Raw genomic sequence first — 19,990 nt, forward strand, 5'->3', positions numbered from 1 at the left:
ACCGCGCCAGGTCAGTGGATCAGGCTACAAGGGCCTGTCGGGCCCGTTCGGACAGAGCGGCAGCGCCGGGTACCCCGCGGGCCTGGTAGCGCCGCAAGGTGGTGCGCATGGCCTTGATGGAGTCGGTGTTGCGGGCGGAGGTGATGCCGTCCATCAGGTCGAGCGCGGCGCCCCAGGCGGATACGGCCTCGTCCATTCGGCCTTGTTTGTCGAGGGTGCCCGCCAGCTCATCCGTGGTGAGTGCGTGGATGCGCCGAAACTGGTCGGGGTCGCGGCCTGCGAGCGCATTGCGGCGGTGCTTCTCCGCGTTCTTGTGGTCGCCGAGCTCTGCGAGCGTTTTGCCGGTGTGGGAGCTGATGGTGGCGCCTGCCGGCCCGGCCGCCAGAGCGTAGTCGGCAACCGGGTCGTCGGTACGGGCCAGGGCGTCTTCGGCGGAGAGCAGGGCGGCTGCGGCCTTTTCGCCCTGGCGGGTGGCCCCGTAGGCGCGGGCGCTGGTGATGAGCAGCAGTGCCCGGGTCTGAGGGTCGATGCGGCCGGCCGACCGGCGGAGGGCCTCCTCGGCGAGGTCGACGCAGTGCTGAGGCTGTTTCAGGTTGAGTGCCTGGTGGGCGAGGGCTCGCATCATCCACGCGCCGTGACCGTGGAAGTCGGCCACGCACGCGAGCTGGTAGCCGAGGAGGTAGTAGCGCTGAGCGGCGCCCTCCTGGTTGAGGTCATGGTGCTTCCATGCGAGCAGGTAAGCCAGTTCGGCGACGGCGTTGAAGGCGTCGAGGCGTACGGCCGGGTCACTGTAGCGGCCGCTGAGCATGGGCGCGGCGGCGTCGGTGAGGTAGAAGGTGGCGGAAGACAGCCCGTGGCCACCTCCCAGCTGTTCGTCGGCGGCCCTGAATGCCTGGACGGTGTTCCGGACGGCTGCCACTTCGGCCTTTCCCACCCGGGCGCCGGGCTGGCGGGCACGCAGCGTACGGGCGACGGCTTCGTGGTCGTAGCTCAGCGGCAGAGCGACGGCTGAGGAGACGTAGACGGCCCGTTGAAGAAAGTCGCGGCGGCTGATGTCCATCATGGCCCTTCCCAAGTCAGCGGTAGCGGCGACCGGGTCGGTGGCCAGTGTCGGCAGCTCCTGCGGTTGAGCATCGCCGTACCCGATCTCGTCCAGTGTGACCAAACGCCCGACGATCTTGCTCAGTGCCTGTGCCAGGTATTCGGGGTTGCGCCCCCTCGGGCGCCGTTGGCCACCACACCACAGCGACACGGTCGCCTTGCTCGTGCGGGTATCAAGGTCACCGTTGAGCGCGGCTTGCTCGCGGTGGGCGCGGGCCACGACCTCCAGCTTCAATCCGTAGCTGCTGATGAAGTGCTGAAGAGCAGTGCTGGATGTCGTCATGAGTCACATCCCGGTCTTGGCTGTTAACCCTGTAAACCACTTTCCGTGGTGACGAGTGTACCGAGAGCCACTGCTTCGGTGTTGAACTGATTGTGCGCCTCGACGCAGCCGAACGTACCGTCAACCTGCGGAACTGGCAGGAGCCTTGGATGGTCGCGCTGCTGCGAATCCGATTCCGGTCGAGTCGAGGTGCCTTGGCAGAGGCAGCCGTACGGGCTGCCTCCACTATTGCCCTGGTCCTCTGGAAGTGAGGCGCCCCAATGAAGCCGACATCACGAACCACCACGGTGACGTTCCCCGCCGAACTGGCTCGGATCGGCGTCGTTCGCCGCTGGGTGGGGGCGCAGCTGCCGGAGCTCGGCCTGCGCCTGGACGATCCGTTGGTGGACGACGTCCAGTTGGTGATGTCCGAGATCGCGGCCAACGCCGTGGTGCACGGCTGCGACGGGGGCCGGTCGGACGTGGAGCTGACTGCCGCTCTGCGCCTCTCCCCGACCGGGGTGCTGCGGATGTCCGTCGCCGACCCCGGGCCCGGTAGGCCCGAGTCCCGGAAGGCGGGGGAGGGCGCCACCAGCGGCAGGGGTCTGCTGCTGGTGGCCGGGGTGGTCGACCGGTTCGGCGTCGATGAGGGGCCGGACGGCAAGGTGGTGTGGGCCGAACTCGACCTGCCCGAGGCGGCGCGGCCCGTCCCCGCATCGGTCGCGGGTAGGCAGGTCGAGTCGCAGGTCGTGGTGCTGTGCACCGGCGCCGCCGTGCGGGTTTGGCGGCCCCGGTCCGCCGTCGGTGTGCGGCCCGGTCAGCAGCCTGAGCTCGACCGGATACCGGCGGCGTAACCACCCCACCCGCCCATCGACTTCGTACCGGAGGACTGCGCCGTGAGCGTCGGACCGCGCACCAGAACGCTGACCAGGATCACCAGTGAGGGCCGCAGGCACGAGGTCGCGGCCGCCTACGCGGCCCTGACCCAGGTCTGCACCGACACCGGCGACAACCCCTCCCAGGCCGAGCTGGTCGGCGAACACCCGCACCACGCCTGGTGGTTGCCCGCCTCCAGGGCGCTCGCCCTCGTGCATGCCGACGCGGACGAGGCAGGGGCCCTGCTGCGCGGTGCCCGGCTGCTCCACGAGCACCGGGTGGCCGCCGTGGCCCCGGACTACGACCAGGTCCGGATCGCCCACGGACGCGCGGTCACCTTCTGGCGCAGCCCCGGGCACCCGCTGCGCGACGTCGCCGCGAGCGCGCGGCTCACCGCAGCCGTGCACCGGATCCGGCCCGGCGCGGCCCTGTGGCTGGAGGACCACGACCCGTTTGAGGGGCTGCTGGACGGCCTGGACGACGTCGCGCTGGACGACGCGAGCCAGTGGTTCCTGCGCGAACGCGCCGCCGAGCTGCGCGAGGAGTGGGAGCGCGCCGAATGGCCGACGCCGTCCACGGTCATCCTCGGCGCACGCGCCATCGCCCCCTGCTACGGCGACGGTTCGCACCCCCGGCTGTTCCCGCAGTACCCGTTGCGGTACGGACACCGGGAGTGGGACCTCGTCGCCGCCCGCTGGCACACCGAGTTGCTGCGCGGCCACCGCGACGACCTCCACGCGTACACCGCGGCCTACACCGCCTACAGTCGCGCAGCCCTTGCCCCGCCCTACGGCCAGATCGGGGCCTGGCCGGACTACCAGACCGTGCGGGACGTCGTCGTGCTCACCGCCGTGACGGACACCGTGCGGCGCGCCCACCTCGACACGCATCTGCGCAGGCAGGCCGCCCACCAGGTGGCCTGCCTGCGCGGCGCCCACCGGCCTCCCTGGACCTGGGGACGGCGATGACCTTCCAGCCCGAGCCGTCCCCGCAGCCCGCGGCTCCGCCGACCGGCCGCCACTGAACGAGAGAAGCAACCATGATCTTCACCCTGTCGGACGGCACCCGGGCCGAACTCCTCCTACCACCGGCCGCCGACCTGCTCACTCAGGACCCGGGCACCATCCCCGTCCCGGAACGGCTGATCACCGACGGCTGGCTCACCCCCGTGACCACCCAACTCCTCCACCTCCTCGACCACGCCGACCCCCACGCCCTCGCCACCGCCTCCCACACCGTCCCCGGCCACACCCAGCTGCTCCTCGCCCACGCCCACCAGGACCAGCCCGCCCTCCACCTGTGCCTGCCCGACGGCACCCCCACCCCGCCCCGGGCCGCAGACCACACCGCCCTCCTGTTCCCCCTCACGGGAACCCTGGACCTGGCCCTGTCCCGCCACCAGGACGACGCCGACCAGCGCCGACCCCAGTACCTGCGCAGCCTCAACCCCGGCCAGCTCTGCGCCATCCACACCGGTGCCACCACCGAACTGACCGCCCCCGCCCACAGCGTCCAGCTCGTCCTCACCCACCACCCCCTCGCCGCCCCCGACTCCCGACCGCTCACCCCCGCCGAGTACCAGGTCGCCGTGAAGGAGGCCCGCACCCGCCTCTCCCGCCCCGAGCCCCACGACTGCCGCAGGCCCGGCACCAGCCTCCAGGACATCCCCTACCTGCACCACGCCACCCTGGCGCAGCTCCACGCCCAGCAGGACGCCCTCCACCACCTCGCCGTCCACAAGAGCACCCTGTCCTACCTGACCACCACCGCCGTCCTCGACTACGAGCGCTTCGAGGCCAGCCGCACCACCCTGCTCCTGGACCGCGTCGTCCTGGCCCTGGACACCTGGCGCGGCTTCGAGATCCGCCTCAACACCAACCCCCGACCCGCCAACCAGCGCCTTCCGCACACCCACGGCTACGCCTTCGGGGCCCGCGTCCTCACCGGCGGCTACCTCCACACCGTCTCCACCCGCACCGACGGCCGCGACACCGGCCCCTTCACCGCCGACCAGCTGTGTCCGGCCGTCACCACCACCGAACTGCCGGGAAGCTCCTACACGCTGGGCACCGCCCTCGCGCACCAGGCCCTCATGCGCCCCGACACCACTACCCTGATGCTCCGCGGCCCCTACACGGCCACCGCCCACGCCGCCACCGACCTCATCCCACCCGTCGATTCGTGGCCCCGGCCTGCCGACGGCGCCCCGCCCGTGCACTCGCGCCCCATGACCGACGCCGAACACCACGCCCTGTACCAGGCCCTCGCGGCGGACGGAGTCATCGAGCCCCTGCCGCGCGGCAACCGGTGAGCAGCAGCCGTGCCCGACGGCGCCCTTCCCGGCTTGGCAAGCTGGGGCACCACGAACGCCACCCGAGGCGAGGAGCCACCCGTGCACGCCGTCCTGACGACCGATCACCCCGCCTGGCAGCGCAACACCACCACCGGCCACTGGCACCGCCCCCTGCGCACCGCCGGCGGCCGGTGGCTGGCCACGCTCACCCCGGCAGGCCTCGGCCTGGCCCGTGTGGACGGTGCGGAGGACCACGAGCCCGCCGTCGTGACCACCGACCCGGGCGACCTGCCCGACGCCGTGCCGACCGCCCTGCGCAGCGGGCTGCACGCCCTCGGGTCGAGCGTGCGCGTGGCCAACCCCTGGCTGTGGGACGCGATCACCACCGCGATCCTGCGCCAGGTCGTCCGCGCCGACCAGGCCCGCAAGCTCTACCGCACCTGGTGCGCCGTCCACGGCACCGAGCTGCCCGCCCACGGCTGCACCCACCACACAGCACCCGGGCCTGACGCAGTGCTCACCCTCACCGACGAGCAGTTCGCCGACGTCGGCACGACCTTCCACCGCACCGCGCTGCGCGCGGCCGCCACCGCCTACCTCGAACACCGCTCCCGCTGGGAGCAGTTGGACGCCGCAGCCCTGGTCGCCGCACTCGTGAGCGTGCCGAGGATCGGCCCCTGGACGGCGGCCGCGGCCGCCGCGGACTTCACCGGCGACTTCTCGGTCTACCCGCACGCCGACCTCGCGGTCCGCACCTGGGTCGCCCGCATCGCCCCCGACCACCCCTGGCCCGCCGCCGACAAGCCGAAGAAGACCGAGGCCCTGTTCGGCGCGCACTGGCACCACCTGGCCGGCCACGACCCGCGCCACCTCCACACCCTGACCCTGTCGACACTCACCTGGGGGGCCCATGCCCGCACCGACCAGCTCGAAGGATCGGACCGGCACCACCCGTGACCCGGTCGCCGGTGCCGACCCGCACCGGATCCTCGACTGCCTGTTCGTCAACGCCCCGCTGCGCGACTACGACCTGCGCCCGCGCGTCAACGACTACACCCTGCCCGTCCTCGGCATGGGCTACCTCGCCACCCACGCCGCCCAGCACGGCTTCAACGTCGGCATCCTGGACGCCGAGGCCCACGGACTCGGCGTCCAGGACACCACCGACCTCATCAACGAACTGAGGCCGCGCTGGGTGGGCTTCAACCTCCTCGCCCCGACCTACGACCTCACGGCGAGGATCGCGGCCGGGCTCGACCCGGTGATCTCCCTGATGGCCGGCGGCCACCACGCCAAGGCCGACCCGCAACGTGTGCTCGCCGATCCGCGGTTCGCGCGGCTGGATGCCCTGCTGGTCGGCGAGGGCGAGACCCGGGTCACCGCGCTCCTCGGCGACGTCCACCGCCGCCGGGAGCTGCCGAAGGTGATGTGGCGCGACCGCCTCCTCGGCACCACCGCCACCGGCATCCCACGGAACGGTGACACCGCCCGCTGGCTCGCCCCCGACATCAACTCGCTCCTCCTCGACCGCCGCTACCTCACCCAGGACCCGTTCCAGGCCGACGACGGTCGCTGGGAGGCCAACCTCGTCTGCTCGCGCGGCTGCCCCTACGAGTGCGGCTTCTGCGGCGCGGCCGCTTCCATGAACCCCGAGGTCAGCATCCGTACCCGTACCCCCGAGAACATCATCGCCGAGATGCACCAGCTCCACGACCTGTACGGCTGCACCGCGTTCAGGGCCGTCGACGACCTGTTCCTCGGCGCGCGCCGCATCATCCACCCCGCCCTGGAGGCCTTCGCCGCCGAACGCATCGGTGAGAAGTACGTCTGGGACGCCACCGGGCGGATCAACGTCCTCGACCGCGAGGACGACACCGTCCTGGAACAGCTGCGCGCCAACGGACTGCGCGAGGTCGCGCTCGGCATCGAGTCCGGCTCCCCGCGGATCCTGCGGGCGATGGACAAGCGGATCACGCCCGAGATGACCCTCGACATCACCCGTCGACTCCTGGAACGCGGCGTCGGCGTCAAGGGCTACTTCATCCTCGGCTACCCCGGCGAGACCCGGGACGACGCGCTCGCCACCCTCGCCCACATCCGCGAACTCTGGGCCCTCTCGGACCGCTCGGAGGGCACCTTCCGGGCCTCCGCCTTCACCTTCCGTCCCTACCCCGGCAGCCCCGTCTTCCAGCGCCTCGTCCAGCAGGGCCACGACCCCGAGGCCCTGCAGACCTACCAGGACATCGACCTCACCGACCATGGCGCCGACGAGGCGATGCGCGGCCGTGACGAGTTCAACTTCGGCACCGGCCAGCAGTTCGGCGACGTCCCCCTCGCCCAGCTCCACGGCTGGCTCGCCGACATCTCCCGCGAACAGCACCACCGCACCACCAGCACCCGTCAGGAGGTCAGGACATGAGCGGCCTGCTGATCAGCGTCGACGGGCCCAGCGGACTGGGCAAGTCCACCGCCGTCGCCGCCACCGCCCGCGCTCTCGCCGCGTCCGGACACACCGTCCACACCGCCACCGGCCCCTCGACCACCCCCTACGGCACCGCAGTACGCCAGGCCGCCGCGACGATGCGCGGCCGCGCCCTCGCCCTGGCCGTCGCCGCCGACCGCCTCCACCAACTCGACACCGACATCCGCCCCCACCGCGCCGCCGGCACCACCGTACTGATGGACCGCTGGATGGCCTCCACCCTCGTCCTCCAGCGTGCCGACGGCGTCGACGTCGACTTCCTCCTCACCATCAACCAGGGCGCCGACGTCCCCGACCTCGCGGTCATCCTCACCGCCGACCCGGACACCGTGCAGCGCCGCCTGGCCGTCAGAGGCACCCGGCACCGCTTCGAGCTCGACTCCGCCGCCACCGCCCGCGAACTCCGGCTCTACACCGAGGCCGTCCCGATCCTGAACCGCCTCGGCTACCGGCTCCACACCATCGACACCACCCACCTCACCGCCGAGCAGACCGCACAGGCCATCCTGGGAGCAGTCCCGGACCGAGCGATCAACACCAAAACTCCGCAGGGAAGTTAGAGAGAGCATGAGTAGCAGCACAACCACCCCGCCGCCGGTGGTCGACGTCCACGTGATCGCCCGCACCCCCGACGGCAAGATCCTGCTGTCCCAACGAGGCGGCCCCTACGGCTACGGCCAGTGGCACGCCCCCAGTGGCAAGCTCGACCCCGGCGAGAAGCCGGCCCACGGCGCCGCCCGCGAACTCGACGAGGAGACCGGCCTCCTGGTCGACCCGGACCACCTCCGCCTCGCCTACACCGTCCTGCACCACCAGGACCCCACCACGCTGCGCCTCGGCCTGTTCTTCGTCGCCACCGAGTGGGAGGGCGAGCCCGTCAACCGCGAACCCGAGAAGTGCCTCGATCTGCGCTTCTTCGCCGAGGACGCCCTGCCCGAGGAACTGATCCCCTACCCGGCCGCCGGTATCCACGGAGCCCTCACCGACCCCGGCGGCCTGGCGCACCACAACTGGCCTGCCGCGTAGAGGCGGGGGAGGCCTGGTGCATCCCGGCCTCCCCCGGAGGACCCCGATGTGACGTGGTGCCGGACAGGGGGCGCACTGGTCGACGACTGCGATCGGCGGGACGCGTCGATCGCGGGGCACCGGATCACGCCGTGCTAGACCAGGGGTGGTAGTCGCTGCTGCGAGTGCATCGGCGCGTGCCTGGAGCGTGAGGGAGACGGCGAATGCGCTCACCACGGCCGGCGGAACAGGAGGACATCATCCTCGGCGTTCCTCCGACGAGTGGTCAGAGGACCTGGGACCGGCTCGCTGAGGAGGATGCCGCAGCGGCCGGTCTCGCAGGCAACTGGCTGGCGGGCGCCAGGGCTGATGGCGAGGCCGCAGTGCAACAAGAAGCCTCGATGGCCAACTTTGCCCCACAGCCGGACGAGTTGCCGCTGTGGGACCAGTACAGCATCAGTTCCTCGGAACCGGTCAAGACGACGGACCAGGCCGGACTGCCTGACCTCAAGGCGCAGCTCCGAGAGGTGGTCGAAGCCTGGACGGAGATCGTGCCCGAGGGCAGCCGTTCGGTCGACGATCTGAGGGCGGCCCTGGAAGCCGATGTCGAGGCACTTCAAGTCCGATGGCGGCACATCACCACGACTCCGGCCGCACCCGAAGCGGCGGTGGCGACGGGCGTAACAGGCTCCTCCACCGCTGGGCGTAGCGCCGAGGCCGTCAACGCGGCACTCCGCGCTGCCGATCGAAGCCACCCGGCCCTTCAAGGTCTGCGGGAATGGCGAGAGATCCGAATCGTGCGGGAAGCGGTCGCTCGACTGTGGCGGAACATCGCGACGAAGGCAGGCGAGTGGGCCCACCGGCTCCTCGCCGACCACCGTGTTTCCGAGTTCCTGCGCAACGCATCGATCCACGCCTGCGAGCGAATCGCCCAACTGGCCCATCAGGGAGCTGACCTGCTGCGCCGGAGGCAGGGGGCACTACCCACCGCCGCGACCCTGCTCGTCCTCGGCGAGACGGCGAGTGCCTACAGCACCTCTGCGCGGAGTCGGACCAGCCTTCCCACGGCCGTGGCACTGCTCTCCTCGGGCACCGCTCTGCAGTCCGCTCCCCGGAGCAGGTCGTCCTCCGGCACCATCGACGTTCCCGACCTTCGCAGGATGGGTGAAGCGTTGGAGCGCCCGAGCCCGATGACTGTGCAGGGTCGGCGCGTCTCGGCGGACGCGGCGAAGGCCAGGTCGGGCCGTCAGGCACAACGGCGGTCGGCTGCCGGCGTCGGGGAGCAGCCCGCACACCTGCGACCCGATGGAGTGGCCGTCCAGCAGGGGCGTCGTCCGAAGCAGAGGTGAGTCACGTCAGAGGTGCGCCCACTGTGTTCACCCGATCCGGTGAGTTTCACCACCCGACAGCCCGCGTCGATCCACAGGGCAGGGTGACCGCGTCCATCGAGCCGCCGCCCGTGGTTGCCTGACGTCGTACAGCGACCCGAGGAGGACCGAACTATGAACCCGAACTCCGCTACGGCGGAACGCGTCGAGCTGGCAGCCGCTGCCGTTCTGAGGAACACCGCCGTTGCCGCGCACGCGCTCGCCGACCTGGCCGTGCGTGACGACCGCTACGACCAACTGGCCGCCCTGGCCGCGGCCTCCTACGCCACCGAAGCAACGATCTACCTACCGTTGCCCGACAGCGTCCCCGGCGACCTCGGCCGAGCGGCGGACCACGACCTGGTCGGCCGGCTCACCGCCCTTGCCGACGCCCTGGACTCGCTCGCCCGAACCTCGGACGACGTCCAGCAGCTGCGGGACCGCCACACGGCCGCCCTCCACACCCGCGACGCGGCCACAGCGCTGCGCAACGCCCTGCCGGTCGACCAGGGGCCCGTCGGCTGATGGACGTCACCTGGGGCGACTTCATCACGCTCGCGGCATCCAGGCTCGAGTACGCCCTGGCGGCGCTCACCCTCGCCGACGCCGAGAGCCGCAGCACCCCGGGCCAGCACGCCGCCCGCAGCGGCGCGCTGGCGGACGTCTTCCAACTGCTCCACCGCAACACCGATCGCTTCGGCCCGCACGCCCCCGACCCGCTCGGTATCGCGGAGGGCGACGTCTCCCGACTGCACAGCAACATGGACATCCTCGGGCGCTTGCTGCGGGACGAGTCCCTCTACGCCTGGTCCGAGCCCGACCCCGCGGCCTCGCACCTGACCGACGCCGTACGTTTCCTCCGACTCGCGGGTGACCTGCTCGCCAGCCATCACGGTCCGGACGGCGAAGCCCGCAGCCCGTACGCCGCCTACCTGGACAGCGGTGGGGTTGCGCGGCACGTCATCGCGGAGACCGCCGAACTCGCCAGTGTTGCTGGGCGGGTGGCGGTACGGATCGGCCAGCTGTGCCCGCCCGATCGTCGGGTGGTCCGCAGCCACACCGTGGCCTACCGGCTCAGGGAACGCGCGGTGCTGATCGAGCAGGCGACCATCGGCATCCACCGCCAGCTCAGCTCGCCCCGCCCGTCCGTGCCGGCTCCCGGCCTTCTCCACCTTCCGGCTGCCGCGACCGTCCCGCCGTCCCCGGTCCGGCCGGGAGAACCGCAGGGGGAAGCGCTCCGGGCCGCCGGTGCGGGTCTGGAGTGGCTCGCCGCCCACGCGGCGCAGCAGGCGTCACGGAACCTACCGGACGCCACCGCCGCCGAGCTGTCGATCGCCTCCGACCACTCCGCAGTCGCGCACCTGCTCACCGCCCGTCTGATCGCTCACACCCGAGATCTGCTGAGCGCCGATCCCGTGGCCCGCGGTCTCCTCGACACGGCCGGAGGCGCCCTGCGCACAGCGGCTCAGGCCTGGCAACAGGCCGCGGCCGGCTGGAAGTCCGGCCTCGGGAGCGCACCGGCGACGGTGAACCCTCGCTTCGTACGGGAGGCCGAGTTCGCCGTGGTCCGGCTCGGCCGCACTCTCTTCTCCTCCGGCTGGACCCCGCGTGACGGCGGTCGGCGTACCCCCAGGGCCGCGGACGAGATCATCCGGGCCCCGGCCGACACGTCGCACCTGCTGGCCGTCGTCCACGCTGTTCCCGCTGCGGGCCAGGTCCTCGCCGAGCACGTCCCCCGCATCGCGGAGGCGCTGGTTCGGCGCGGAGCCCTGCTCAGCTCCGACCCCGCCCACAACCCGAGAGGCAGCGCGCCCTCGGACCAGATCAAGGACGGCTGGACCAGGTGGTACCCGGCGTCGCCCGAGCAGATCCGCGAGGTCACCGAGGCGTACAACCGCGCCCGCCAGGCGTCTGCGGCCGCGCAGACCGCGACCGCCCGTGCGGCCGAGGCGGTCGGCCACCCGCTCGGACGGGGCCGTTCTCGACGCCGATCGCCGGAACACGCTCGGCTTCACCGGCGACCCCTCCTACGACACCCGGCGTGTGCAGGCCGCCGCGGCGCGCGCCCGGAGCACGAGGGTGCCGGCGCGACCGTTGGAGCCGGCTCGGATGCCCGCGAACCGGGCGGCCGAGCTGGCGCGGGAGGTGGCCAGCGTGCAAGCGCACCGGAGGACCCGTTAGCCGTCGGGTCGGTTGTCGTCCTGAGTTGTGCACCAGGCGCTCGGTACGGTTCCGGGTAGCCGGTGCTCGATTCGGTGCTCGCCCTTGGTACAGCCCGAGAACGGGCCACCTGGTCCGCGCAGCGCCGCCATGCAGGGGCGGTAGTGGTCGCGGTACCAGGTGCTCGGACCGGTGTAACCGCAGACGGCGGGGTCGGTGAGTTCCTGCCAGGCCAGCCACAGCGCGTGCAGGGCGCCCACCGCGTCCCAGTGTTCGGTCCAGAGATGGCACCAGCGGGCCTCGGCCGAGGGCTCGCCGAGGCAGCCGGGGACCAGGACTCCCTCCACCCACTCGGCGAGCAGGCGCAGCTCCGCGTAGAGTTCCTCGCCTTCGAGGAGGAAGATGAACGGCGGGTAGCGCGGGTCGTTGTGCTCTTCCGGTGCTGTTTCTGGTTCCGCGCTGCCGGTGGCGAGTCGGCCCGTTGCCTCCGCCGTGCTGCGCGCGACGGCTTCCACCTTGACGCGCATCGCGGCCAGTTCCGCCTTGAGGTCCTCGACGTCCTCGGACATCGGGACCATGGTGGGGGCGTGCGTGCCCGAACTCGGGTGCTCAGCCACGGCGTTGTGCCTTCCGCTCCTCCCAGGCGAGATTGGCTCTCTTGGCGATGGCAGCCTCCTCGGTCTTCATGGCGGGGCCGAGGTGTGCCATGGCCTGCTCCTCGTACCAGGGCCGCAGGGCGATCTGGGCGACGGGCATGCCGGTGGCCAGCAGCAGGGCGGTGCCGCGCTTCATGGCGCGGATCTGGGCGGGTTCGAGGATCTGCTCGCGCTGTTCGCTGATCGAGGTGGAACCGCCGTCGCGGCTCCTGGTGTAGGAGCCGCGCGTCACTTCGTGGTTGCCGACCAGGGTGGCGATGTCGTTGACGAACCGGGGGTCGTCGAGGCCCACCCCGATGATCTTCTTCGTGCTGGCTCCCCAGAGGGCGTTCATGCCGGCCTCACCCCAGGCCCGCACGCCCTGGGCGTAGCTCTGGAAGATGCTGAGCGCGGTGATGCCGCGCGAGCCGAGGTGGCTGTAGAGGTCCGGAAGGTCGGCGATGGGACAGATGTTGGCGACCTCGTCGAGGACCGCGCGCATCGGCTCGGGCAGACGTCCGCCGTGGCGCTCGCCGGCCTCGGACGCCGTGGTGAACACGGCGTCGGTCAGGGCGGCGACGATGGCGGCGGCGGCCCCGGACTTCTTGCTGAGCAGGTACAGGGAGTCCCGGCTGAGCGCGAACTCCTCGGGTCGGAACCGCGGACGGTGCCGGTCCGGGAGCATCCAGGCGAGCACCTTCTCGTCGCGCAGCGCCGAGACCGCGGTACGGGCGTTCTGGTAGATGCCGGACTGCGTCTCCTCGGCGATGTTGATGGAACTGTCGACCTGCTCGGCCAGGACCTCCTCGTACCGGTAGAGGATCCGCAGGGGTGCCCGCTCCTTGGGGTCGGCCAGCCAACGGAGCACGTCCCGCACGGTGGCGCCGTCCCACCAGGCGGCGCGGAACATGCCGACCAGCAGGTCGCTGGCTCCCTGGGCCCAGAACGGGTCGGCGGTGTCGCTCTTGACCTGGGCGATGAAGTGCGAGGCGAGGCGCTCGGCGCGGTCGAGGGTCTCGGCCTCGGCGATGATGTCCCACCACCAGGCGCGTTCGACCTGGGCGATGCCCTGGGTGTCGAAGGTCCAGGCGTTGCCCGCCCGTCGGCGGGCGGCGAGCGTGGCGGCATAGACGTCGGGTTTGTTGCTGGTCACCAACAAGGAGGCCGGCGCCCCTTCGGCGACGGGGATCGCCAGCGTGCTCGACTTGCCCGCGCGAGGGGCCATCAGGGCGAGGTAGGTGTCCTCGTCGGAGCCCCGCAGTTCGACGCCGGTGGGGAGGTGGTCCCCCAGGAGCACGCCGCGATCGCGCGGGGCGACGTCGCGTGCTCTGACGTCCCGGAGGGAAGCGCGCAGCCGGGTGGCGGTACGGGCGGCCCGCCTGGGGGCGAGATCGCGCACCTGGTGCAGGGTGGCGAGGTGGGAGGCGTTGTGGAACCAGCGCAGGGCGGCCCACAGACCCCAGACGACCCCGGCGACGACGGCCAGGTCGAAGAACGCGGCGCCGATCCCGCTGGCCGTCGCGGAGTGCGGCCAGACGGAGTGCCAGTCGCGCGTCATCTCGAAGACCGTGTACGGGCTGAGCGGAGGGGCGTCGGCCTCTGCGAGAACAGCCCCGACCGCGGCTCCCGCCCAGGTGGACGCGGACAACAGCATCGAGCCGCCGACGAGGACTCCGCCTGCGAGCCACATCCGGTCGTTCTCCGTCATCATGGGCGGGCACTCCCAGGCTCGTTCTCCACCGAATCGGTGTGGTACAGCCGGCGCTCGGTCGCGGTGAGCTCCATGGCGGCCGCGATGCCGGGCCGCGTGCCCAACTTGATCAGGTACTTTCCGCGGCCCGGGTGGATCTGGTCGGAGGTGTCGAGACCGCTGCTGGTGGCCGAGGCCCAGGACTCGATCATCATGCGTTCCTGTTCGGTGAGGGCCCGTCGCCCCGAGACCCGGCCGAGTTCCTCGCCGGTGGAGCCGCCGATCACCCAGGTGTCGCACCTGTCCATCAGTCCCCTTGCCTTCGCCCGGTCCTCCTCGGTCGGGAGGGACTCGGAGTCGAGGGTCGAGTGCGTCGCGTAGATGCTGACGTCCTCCGTGGTCCGGTTCAGGCGGCTGATGGCGTCCATCGCGTCGACCAGGCCGGGGCCCGCGCGCAGCGCCCGCCACATCTCGTCCATGGGGAGGACGAGTTTGCGGCGCAGCAGACCGAGACTCCGCGCGCTGTCGACGGAGGAGTAGGCGTAGGCCCAGCTGGCGATCATCCCGGCGGAGACGACGTCGTTGCCCCGGGCCCTGAGGGCACTGATGTCGACGGAGACGGCCGGTGCGTTCAGATCGATCGGCGACGTGGTGGGTCCGTCGAACATCCCCTTGAGCGGACCGCCGACCAGGTTGTCCAGGCCGGCCACGATCGAGCGGGTCAGATCGAGGTACGTGTCGCCCTCGGCGGCGAGCTTGGCCCGTAGCACCTCCGGGGCCTGCCGGAGGACGGCGGTGACGTCCGGAACCACTGGATCGGCGCCCGGGACGGCGTCCGCGGCGAGTTGGACGGCGGTGGTCAGCGCCGAACGCTCGATCTCGTTCGCCTGGCGGCCGAGCCCCACCCGGGTTGCCAGCAGGGCCCCAAGGGTTTCCAGACGGCGGCCGGTGAGGACGTCGAGCAGGGCTTCGCGTTCGGCAGCGGGCAGACCGGGCAAGCGGTGCTTGAGCGGCCCGGAGTCCAAGGGGTTGATCCGTTCGGTACCGGTGCCGATCCGCAGGACACTGCCGCCGAGTTCGCGGACCAGTACGGCGTACTCGCCCTTGACGTCGGCCGGAACGCACATCATGTGGCCGTACGCGACGTACACCAGGCAGATCCGTTTGATCAGGGCGGACTTGCCGACACCGGGCTGCGCCATCACCCAGACACCCGGGTTGGTGGTGAGCCTGCCGGTCCAGCCGGACGGGTCGATGCACACCAGCTCGCCGGTGAGGACGTCGCGGCCGACCGGGACTCCCCGTGCCGGCAGGCCCGCGCCCAGCAGGAACGGGTCGATCAGCGCGATCTGACTGGTGGGGCCGGTGTAGACGGCACCGGTGTCCTCCACCGCGACGCGGCCTGCGAACGGGCCGCCCCAGCCAAGCCGCGGCGCGTGGATCCGGCGTGCGTGTCCCAGGAACCGCGCCCGGCCCGGGGGAGTCTCTTCGTGGGCCCACCGAGGAGTGCGGAGCTGCGCCTTGTCCGGCATCGAGAGCTCCTCTACTTCACCAGGGGGTTGTAACCGATGGGCAGTCCGGCTGCGAAGACGGCGGCCTGAGCACCGAACGCCGGTCGCATGCGGATCCCCCGGGTGCCGGCGACCGCGAGCTTGAGTTCCTGTTGGGCGGCGGGAAGCTCGGAGGGCTTGTCGGCGGTGACGGTGACCCACAGGGTCCAGTCGACGACCTGGGCCCCGCCGGCGACCTGACGGGCGGCCTGCTCGGCACGCTGGTAGTCCGCCTTCTGACTCCACCTGGCGCGGCCCTTCACTTCGGCGGTGGCCTGCGCCCGGTGCTCGGCGGCGGAGATCTCCCGCTCCAACAGTGCCTCGCCCTCGTGCGGATCCAGGACCCGGTAGCCCAGGGTGATCCGTCGGCGGAAGCGGCCCGGGGCCAGCAGCGGCAGCAGAGTGCTGTAGGGAATCGGGCGGCGGGGCATCTCCTGGAGCACCCAGCTGGCGGACACCGCGCCGTCGTGTGCATAGGACTCCACCCAGTCGTCGGCCGCGATCGGACCGCAATCGCCCCACTGCAGTTCGTCGAACTGCTCGTCCCGGGCGAGGGCCACGCCGGGGTCGTACGCGGAGCGGACGATCCGGCGCAGGTCGGTCGGGGTGGTCCGGCGGACGATGTCGGTGCCGGTCCCGCTCAGGTCCAGGGTGTCGACCACCCGAAGCGTCTCGCCGACCTGTTCGGCGAGGTCGGTCGGGGGGTTGGCGGTGGCACACGGATCGACGGTGACGCTGAGCCAGGAGGCGATCTGGGCGGTGGCACGCGGAGTGGTGCGCACCAGCTCGTCGATGACGTCCAGCGCCAGGCGGGGGGCGTCGGGTCGCCGTCGGTGCTGGACGTCGTCGGCCAGGGCCTCGCCGGCTCCGGGGGTGATCTGGATGGTGACCGAGGCGCCCTTGATCTGCTCGGCCGTCGACATGGTGTTGAGGACTTCGCCCCACGTTCGCAGCCCGGAGCGGACGGCACTGGTGGGGGCCATGAGGCTTCCCCTGGGCGCGAGCAGGGTTGAGACCGTCATCCGACCCGTGGTGCGGTCGTGGACGACGCCGACCTTGCGGCCGCTGGTCGGGTCGTGGGCGGCGATCAGTGACGAGCTCGCCCCTACCCCGGGCAGGTCGAGCACGTAGGGCTGGGGGAGGAGGACACGCCGGTAGGAGGTGGTCCCCGTGCGGTATCCGCGCTGCCACGCCAACTTGGCCCGGTAGTAGGCCAGCGCGGACATCCCGTGCCGGCGGACGGCGGCCAGGCCGACGACCGCCCCGGTCAGCGGAAGGGTGACGAGCAGGCTGGCCGGGTGGCGGACGCCGATGAGACCGTCTGCGGTCAGGACCGCTGCCGCACCGATCGTCGCTTCCTTCGACAGGTTCCCCATCCCGAAGGAGCGACGGGTGCGCAGGCCGCTCACCATCAACCCGTCGGGTACCTCGTGGGCACTCACAGCTGTCCCTCCGATCCGTTCCCGATCTCACCCGCGCCGCGCTGTACAGCGCTGTTCAGTCCGTCCAGGACCTGGATGGCGAGCGCTGCGCCACCCGCTGCGGCTGCGCCTGTCGCAACGCCTGAGCCGCACGAACCCGGCACGCCTTCGGCACCGGGCATGCCGTCAGGGCTCCCGGCTGGTGCGGGAATCCGGGCAGCCCCGTTGCGGGCCGCCTGGGCGAGCGCGTCGCCGCCGGTCGACGACTGCTCCTCGGCCCCCGCGCTCGTGGACATCGACCGCTCGACACGGCGGGCATGTTCGACCGCACTGGTCGCCCCGTCCCCGCCTTCGGCGGCCGGGCCTGCGGAGTCGGCGCCCTCGCTGCGCCCCCTACGGGCGGCATAACCCGCCGCAGCCGACATGGCGGCGACCGCTCCGCCCGAGCCCATGGCAGTGCCGACTTCGTCGGCGACCGGTCCGAAGATCCGCACCAACGCGGCCGGAGCGAGTGCCCCGAGCAGCAGCGTGGTCAGCCCGCGCAGCCATTCGACCACCGAGTCGGCATGGCCGAACTCGGCGAAGCCGGTGCAGATGATGACCGCGACCATCGGCTTGTACACGATGCCGATGAGGATCGACCTGATCAGCAGCGGAGCCCACTTGCGGGTGGTCTCGCCTCCCACCCGGCCGGCTCCGGCGATCGGCAGGAGCAGGCACTGGATCGGAATCGCCGAGTTCCGAAGGAAGATCAGCACGAGCTGGACGAAGCCGACCGGCACCAGGACCAGCAGGCCGCAGATCACGATGAAGGGGTTGACCACATGGGGAACCAGGACGTCGACGATGTGGCCGGTGGCGGTCCCCGTGTCGCCGAAGGTGCTGTCGACCAGCCCGTCGGTCAGCGTGTCCCCAGCCCTGAGCAGCAGTGCGACGCCCGCGACACCGCCCACGCACAACAGGCAGTTCTGCAGCCACCCGCTCAGGGCCTGCCCGAGGTGACGCATCTGCCCGGTGACGGCCATCCGCCCGATCTGCCACATCAGGCCGACCGCTGAGATGATCAGCCCGAGCCACACCAGCATGCCGGCCAAGGTCGCATGCTCACCGAACAGCCCGGTGTCCTCCAGCCGCAGCGACGGCCCCTGGAGGGCGACCGTCAGTGTGAACTTCACCAGGGCCTTGACGAAGGCGATCCCGGCTTTGAGCAGTTCCCCGATGGTGGAGCTCCAGACGTCGTTCCACTCGGCGTCGATCGTCCGATCGACGGTCTCACCGATGTGCTCGCAGTGGTGGCCGTTGGTGAGGTAGTCGTAGGCGCCGACCACCCCGTAGTCACAACCTGCCTGGGCGAGCGAACCGATGATTCCGGGCTTGTCGTCAGCGATCGCGGGCGGGGCGAGCGCGACGAGGCCGCACAGGGTGACGACAGCCAGCAGCACGGCGACCAGACGGTTCCTCACGAGGCCTGCCTGATCGCGGTCCAACCCTGCGCGTTGAAGGCGGGGTCGCCGGGGGCCGCGATCTCCGGCACCGAGTCCGGAGCCGGGGACGTACCGCCGGTGGGGTCGAGCTTCCAGTCTCCGTCCCGCCACACCACCCCGATGGTGCCCACCGCGTACGACACGGCCTCGGGCCTGGTCTCACCGGCCTTCTGGGCGGTGCGCAGCAGCAAGTGGGCGGTGACGGAGTCGGGTTGGGCCTGGACGAGCTTGAAGCCGACCAGGTGGGTTCGAACCCAGGCGCCGGCCGGCAACGGGCCCGATTCCGGCAGGCCCATCGTGGAGCGGGCGCGTGCGTCCGCCTTCGCTGCGCCCTGACGGATCCGCTGCTCCCTGGTCGGGGTCCGATCGGAGGCGGCCGTGTAGGTCCTGTAGAAGGTGAGCTGCTCGTCCACCAGGGTCGTGGAGCCCTCGACGTCGAAGCCGGAGGAGGCGACCAGCATGCCGATCGCGCCGTCGGTGCTGTGGGGGAAGCCGACCTCCCGACTGCCGACGGTACGGGTGCCCCGGGGCGCGGCGAGCCATCGCTGCGGTTCGGTCCACGTGGTCGGCAGGCTGTACGTCGACACCGGTAGCGGGGGCGCTGCGACCGTGGTGGCCGGGGGTTCGCTGGGCTGAGCCTTCGACGGCTGAGCATCGCCACCGGACAGGGCCGTGTAACCGGTCAGGCCGACGACGATGGCGAGCAGCGCCCCCGCGCTCCACAGGGCAGAACGTGAGAGGACTCCGTCCCTCCTTCGGGTCCGCACTGGTCAGCCCACGATGCCGTTGAGGATGCTGATCAGCGAGCCGGACAACAGGATCGCCGCGACTCCGGCCCCCATCCACTTGAACGGTTCGCTGCCGCCGCCGTGGCGGCTCTTCTCGGCCGTGGCGAGCTTGAACACACCGAACCCGGTGGCGAAGACGCCGGCGAGGACGAGGAGCCACAAGCCGTAGCCGAACAGGGTCGAGACCATGCCGTCCATGCCGGGGATCTTGGTCGGCTTGGCGGCAGGGATCAGGTCTTCCGCAACGAACATCTGTCACTTCCCTTCGAGCTGGGCGCGCAGCCGGGCAGCCGCGCGCGCCACGACGGCATCGGCCAGGGCGTCCTCCGCTCGCTCGACCGAGCGGAGTACCGGCAGGTACGGCAGGTAGGTGGTTCCGGCGAGGCGTCCGCCGAGCGCGCGGAGACGGTAGCGGGCGGCCGGCGCGGGACGGGCAGGAGCGTCGGCGACCACGACCAGCCAGGGCCTCGGCACCGCGCCCGTCGGCCAGCCCTGGACGATCACCTCGACCGAGGCGATGCCGTAGACGGTGCTCGGGGCGACGAGGACGGGCTGGACGCCGTACGGCACCGCTTCCCCCGGCCCGAGGCCACAGGCTCGTGTGCCCCGGCCGCCCTCGTCGTCGAGCATCCGGAGCACGACGGCGGAGGCGATGTCGTATCCGTGGACCGGCAGTACTCCGTACAGCGGGACGACGCGCGTGCGCTGAACGGGTACCACCGGATCGGCTGTCATGTCGCAACCTTCCCTGGCTGCTTGCGTTGGCAGATCGAACTCCTTCGGCCACAGAGGGTAGCGTAGTCATTCGACTGCATGGCGTAACGGAATCGGCCGTTCGGAAGGCACGCGCAGCCGCCCGTTCGGACCCATCCGTGC

At 71.5% G+C, this 19,990-nt stretch carries 19 protein-coding genes; 10 read left to right on the forward strand and 9 right to left on the reverse strand.

Annotated elements, in window-relative coordinates; all coding sequences use genetic code 11:
- Positions 1–19: 19 nt before the first annotated feature.
- A complete protein-coding gene (locus ACFXOZ_RS23115) occupies positions 20–1,384 on the reverse strand; it encodes a tetratricopeptide repeat protein (RefSeq protein WP_380521701.1) in 1,365 nt (454 codons plus the stop codon).
- A gap of 287 nt (positions 1,385–1,671) precedes the next feature.
- Here ACFXOZ_RS23115 and ACFXOZ_RS23120 point away from each other — a divergent pair, with 287 nt between their 5' ends.
- The 10 genes from ACFXOZ_RS23120 to ACFXOZ_RS23165 all read left to right on the forward strand — a co-directional run bounded on the left by ACFXOZ_RS23120 (position 1,672) and on the right by ACFXOZ_RS23165 (position 11,626).
- Complete coding sequence (locus ACFXOZ_RS23120) at positions 1,672–2,217, forward strand: ATP-binding protein (RefSeq protein ID WP_380592386.1); 546 nt, start codon at positions 1,672–1,674, stop codon at positions 2,215–2,217.
- Positions 2,218–2,259: 42 nt separating this feature from the next.
- A complete protein-coding gene (locus ACFXOZ_RS23125) occupies positions 2,260–3,207 on the forward strand; it encodes a hypothetical protein (protein WP_380521705.1) in 948 nt (315 codons plus the stop codon).
- Between the two features lie 71 nt (positions 3,208–3,278).
- Complete coding sequence (locus ACFXOZ_RS23130) at positions 3,279–4,550, forward strand: hypothetical protein (RefSeq protein ID WP_380592388.1); 1,272 nt, start codon at positions 3,279–3,281, stop codon at positions 4,548–4,550.
- A gap of 81 nt (positions 4,551–4,631) precedes the next feature.
- Positions 4,632–5,489, forward strand: a complete 858-nt coding sequence (locus ACFXOZ_RS23135) for a hypothetical protein (RefSeq protein ID WP_380592390.1) — start codon at positions 4,632–4,634, stop codon at positions 5,487–5,489.
- Positions 5,443–6,951, forward strand: a complete 1,509-nt coding sequence (locus tag ACFXOZ_RS23140) for a B12-binding domain-containing radical SAM protein (protein ID WP_380521712.1) — start codon at positions 5,443–5,445, stop codon at positions 6,949–6,951. The genes ACFXOZ_RS23135 and ACFXOZ_RS23140 overlap by 47 nt, the downstream gene beginning before the upstream one ends.
- Positions 6,948–7,574 carry a dTMP kinase gene (locus ACFXOZ_RS23145; RefSeq protein ID WP_380521714.1) on the forward strand — a complete coding sequence of 209 codons (627 nt, stop codon included), beginning with the start codon at positions 6,948–6,950 and terminating at the stop codon, positions 7,572–7,574. The genes ACFXOZ_RS23140 and ACFXOZ_RS23145 overlap by 4 nt, the downstream gene beginning before the upstream one ends.
- A 7-nt stretch (positions 7,575–7,581) precedes the next feature.
- Positions 7,582–8,040, forward strand: a complete 459-nt coding sequence (locus ACFXOZ_RS23150; protein WP_380521718.1) for an NUDIX domain-containing protein — start codon at positions 7,582–7,584, stop codon at positions 8,038–8,040.
- Positions 8,041–8,243: 203 nt separating this feature from the next.
- Positions 8,244–9,368, forward strand: coding sequence for a hypothetical protein (locus ACFXOZ_RS23155; protein WP_380521720.1), 1,125 nt, complete (start codon positions 8,244–8,246; stop codon positions 9,366–9,368).
- Between the two features lie 153 nt (positions 9,369–9,521).
- Positions 9,522–9,911, forward strand: coding sequence for a hypothetical protein (locus ACFXOZ_RS23160; RefSeq protein ID WP_380521722.1), 390 nt, complete (start codon positions 9,522–9,524; stop codon positions 9,909–9,911).
- Positions 9,911–11,626, forward strand: a complete 1,716-nt coding sequence (locus tag ACFXOZ_RS23165; RefSeq protein WP_380592392.1) for a hypothetical protein — start codon at positions 9,911–9,913, stop codon at positions 11,624–11,626. The genes ACFXOZ_RS23160 and ACFXOZ_RS23165 overlap by 1 nt, the downstream gene beginning before the upstream one ends.
- Here ACFXOZ_RS23165 and ACFXOZ_RS23170 read toward each other — a convergent pair.
- From ACFXOZ_RS23170 to ACFXOZ_RS23205, 8 genes are all read right to left on the reverse strand, one after another.
- The gene (locus ACFXOZ_RS23170; RefSeq protein WP_380592394.1) at positions 11,564–12,115 is read right to left on the reverse strand and encodes a DUF4913 domain-containing protein; all 552 of its coding nucleotides are present in this window, start codon (positions 12,113–12,115) and stop codon (positions 11,564–11,566) included. The genes ACFXOZ_RS23165 and ACFXOZ_RS23170 overlap by 63 nt on opposite strands.
- Before the next feature lie 40 nt (positions 12,116–12,155).
- Positions 12,156–13,892 carry a type IV secretory system conjugative DNA transfer family protein gene (locus tag ACFXOZ_RS23175; protein WP_380592396.1) on the reverse strand — a complete coding sequence of 579 codons (1,737 nt, stop codon included), beginning with the start codon at positions 13,890–13,892 and terminating at the stop codon, positions 12,156–12,158.
- Positions 13,889–15,262 carry an ATP-binding protein gene (locus tag ACFXOZ_RS23180; RefSeq protein WP_380592398.1) on the reverse strand — a complete coding sequence of 458 codons (1,374 nt, stop codon included), beginning with the start codon at positions 15,260–15,262 and terminating at the stop codon, positions 13,889–13,891. The genes ACFXOZ_RS23175 and ACFXOZ_RS23180 overlap by 4 nt, the downstream gene beginning before the upstream one ends.
- A gap of 152 nt (positions 15,263–15,414) precedes the next feature.
- Entirely contained in the window at positions 15,415–16,863 is a 1,449-nt protein-coding gene (locus tag ACFXOZ_RS23185) for an SCO6880 family protein (protein WP_380592400.1), read from the reverse strand.
- Positions 16,860–18,305, reverse strand: coding sequence for a hypothetical protein (locus tag ACFXOZ_RS23190; protein ID WP_380521734.1), 1,446 nt, complete (start codon positions 18,303–18,305; stop codon positions 16,860–16,862). The genes ACFXOZ_RS23185 and ACFXOZ_RS23190 overlap by 4 nt, the downstream gene beginning before the upstream one ends.
- The gene (locus tag ACFXOZ_RS23195) at positions 18,302–18,913 is read right to left on the reverse strand and encodes a hypothetical protein (RefSeq protein ID WP_380521736.1); all 612 of its coding nucleotides are present in this window, start codon (positions 18,911–18,913) and stop codon (positions 18,302–18,304) included. The genes ACFXOZ_RS23190 and ACFXOZ_RS23195 overlap by 4 nt, the downstream gene beginning before the upstream one ends.
- Before the next feature lie 183 nt (positions 18,914–19,096).
- Positions 19,097–19,366, reverse strand: coding sequence for a hypothetical protein (locus tag ACFXOZ_RS23200; RefSeq protein ID WP_380521738.1), 270 nt, complete (start codon positions 19,364–19,366; stop codon positions 19,097–19,099).
- A gap of 3 nt (positions 19,367–19,369) precedes the next feature.
- The gene (locus ACFXOZ_RS23205) at positions 19,370–19,849 is read right to left on the reverse strand and encodes a hypothetical protein (protein ID WP_380521740.1); all 480 of its coding nucleotides are present in this window, start codon (positions 19,847–19,849) and stop codon (positions 19,370–19,372) included.
- Between the last annotated feature and the right edge of the window lie 141 nt (positions 19,850–19,990).

Origin of the sequence: Kitasatospora sp. NPDC059160 (genome assembly GCF_042755465.1) — a bacterium.
Lineage (GTDB): Bacteria > Actinomycetota > Actinomycetes > Streptomycetales > Streptomycetaceae > Kitasatospora.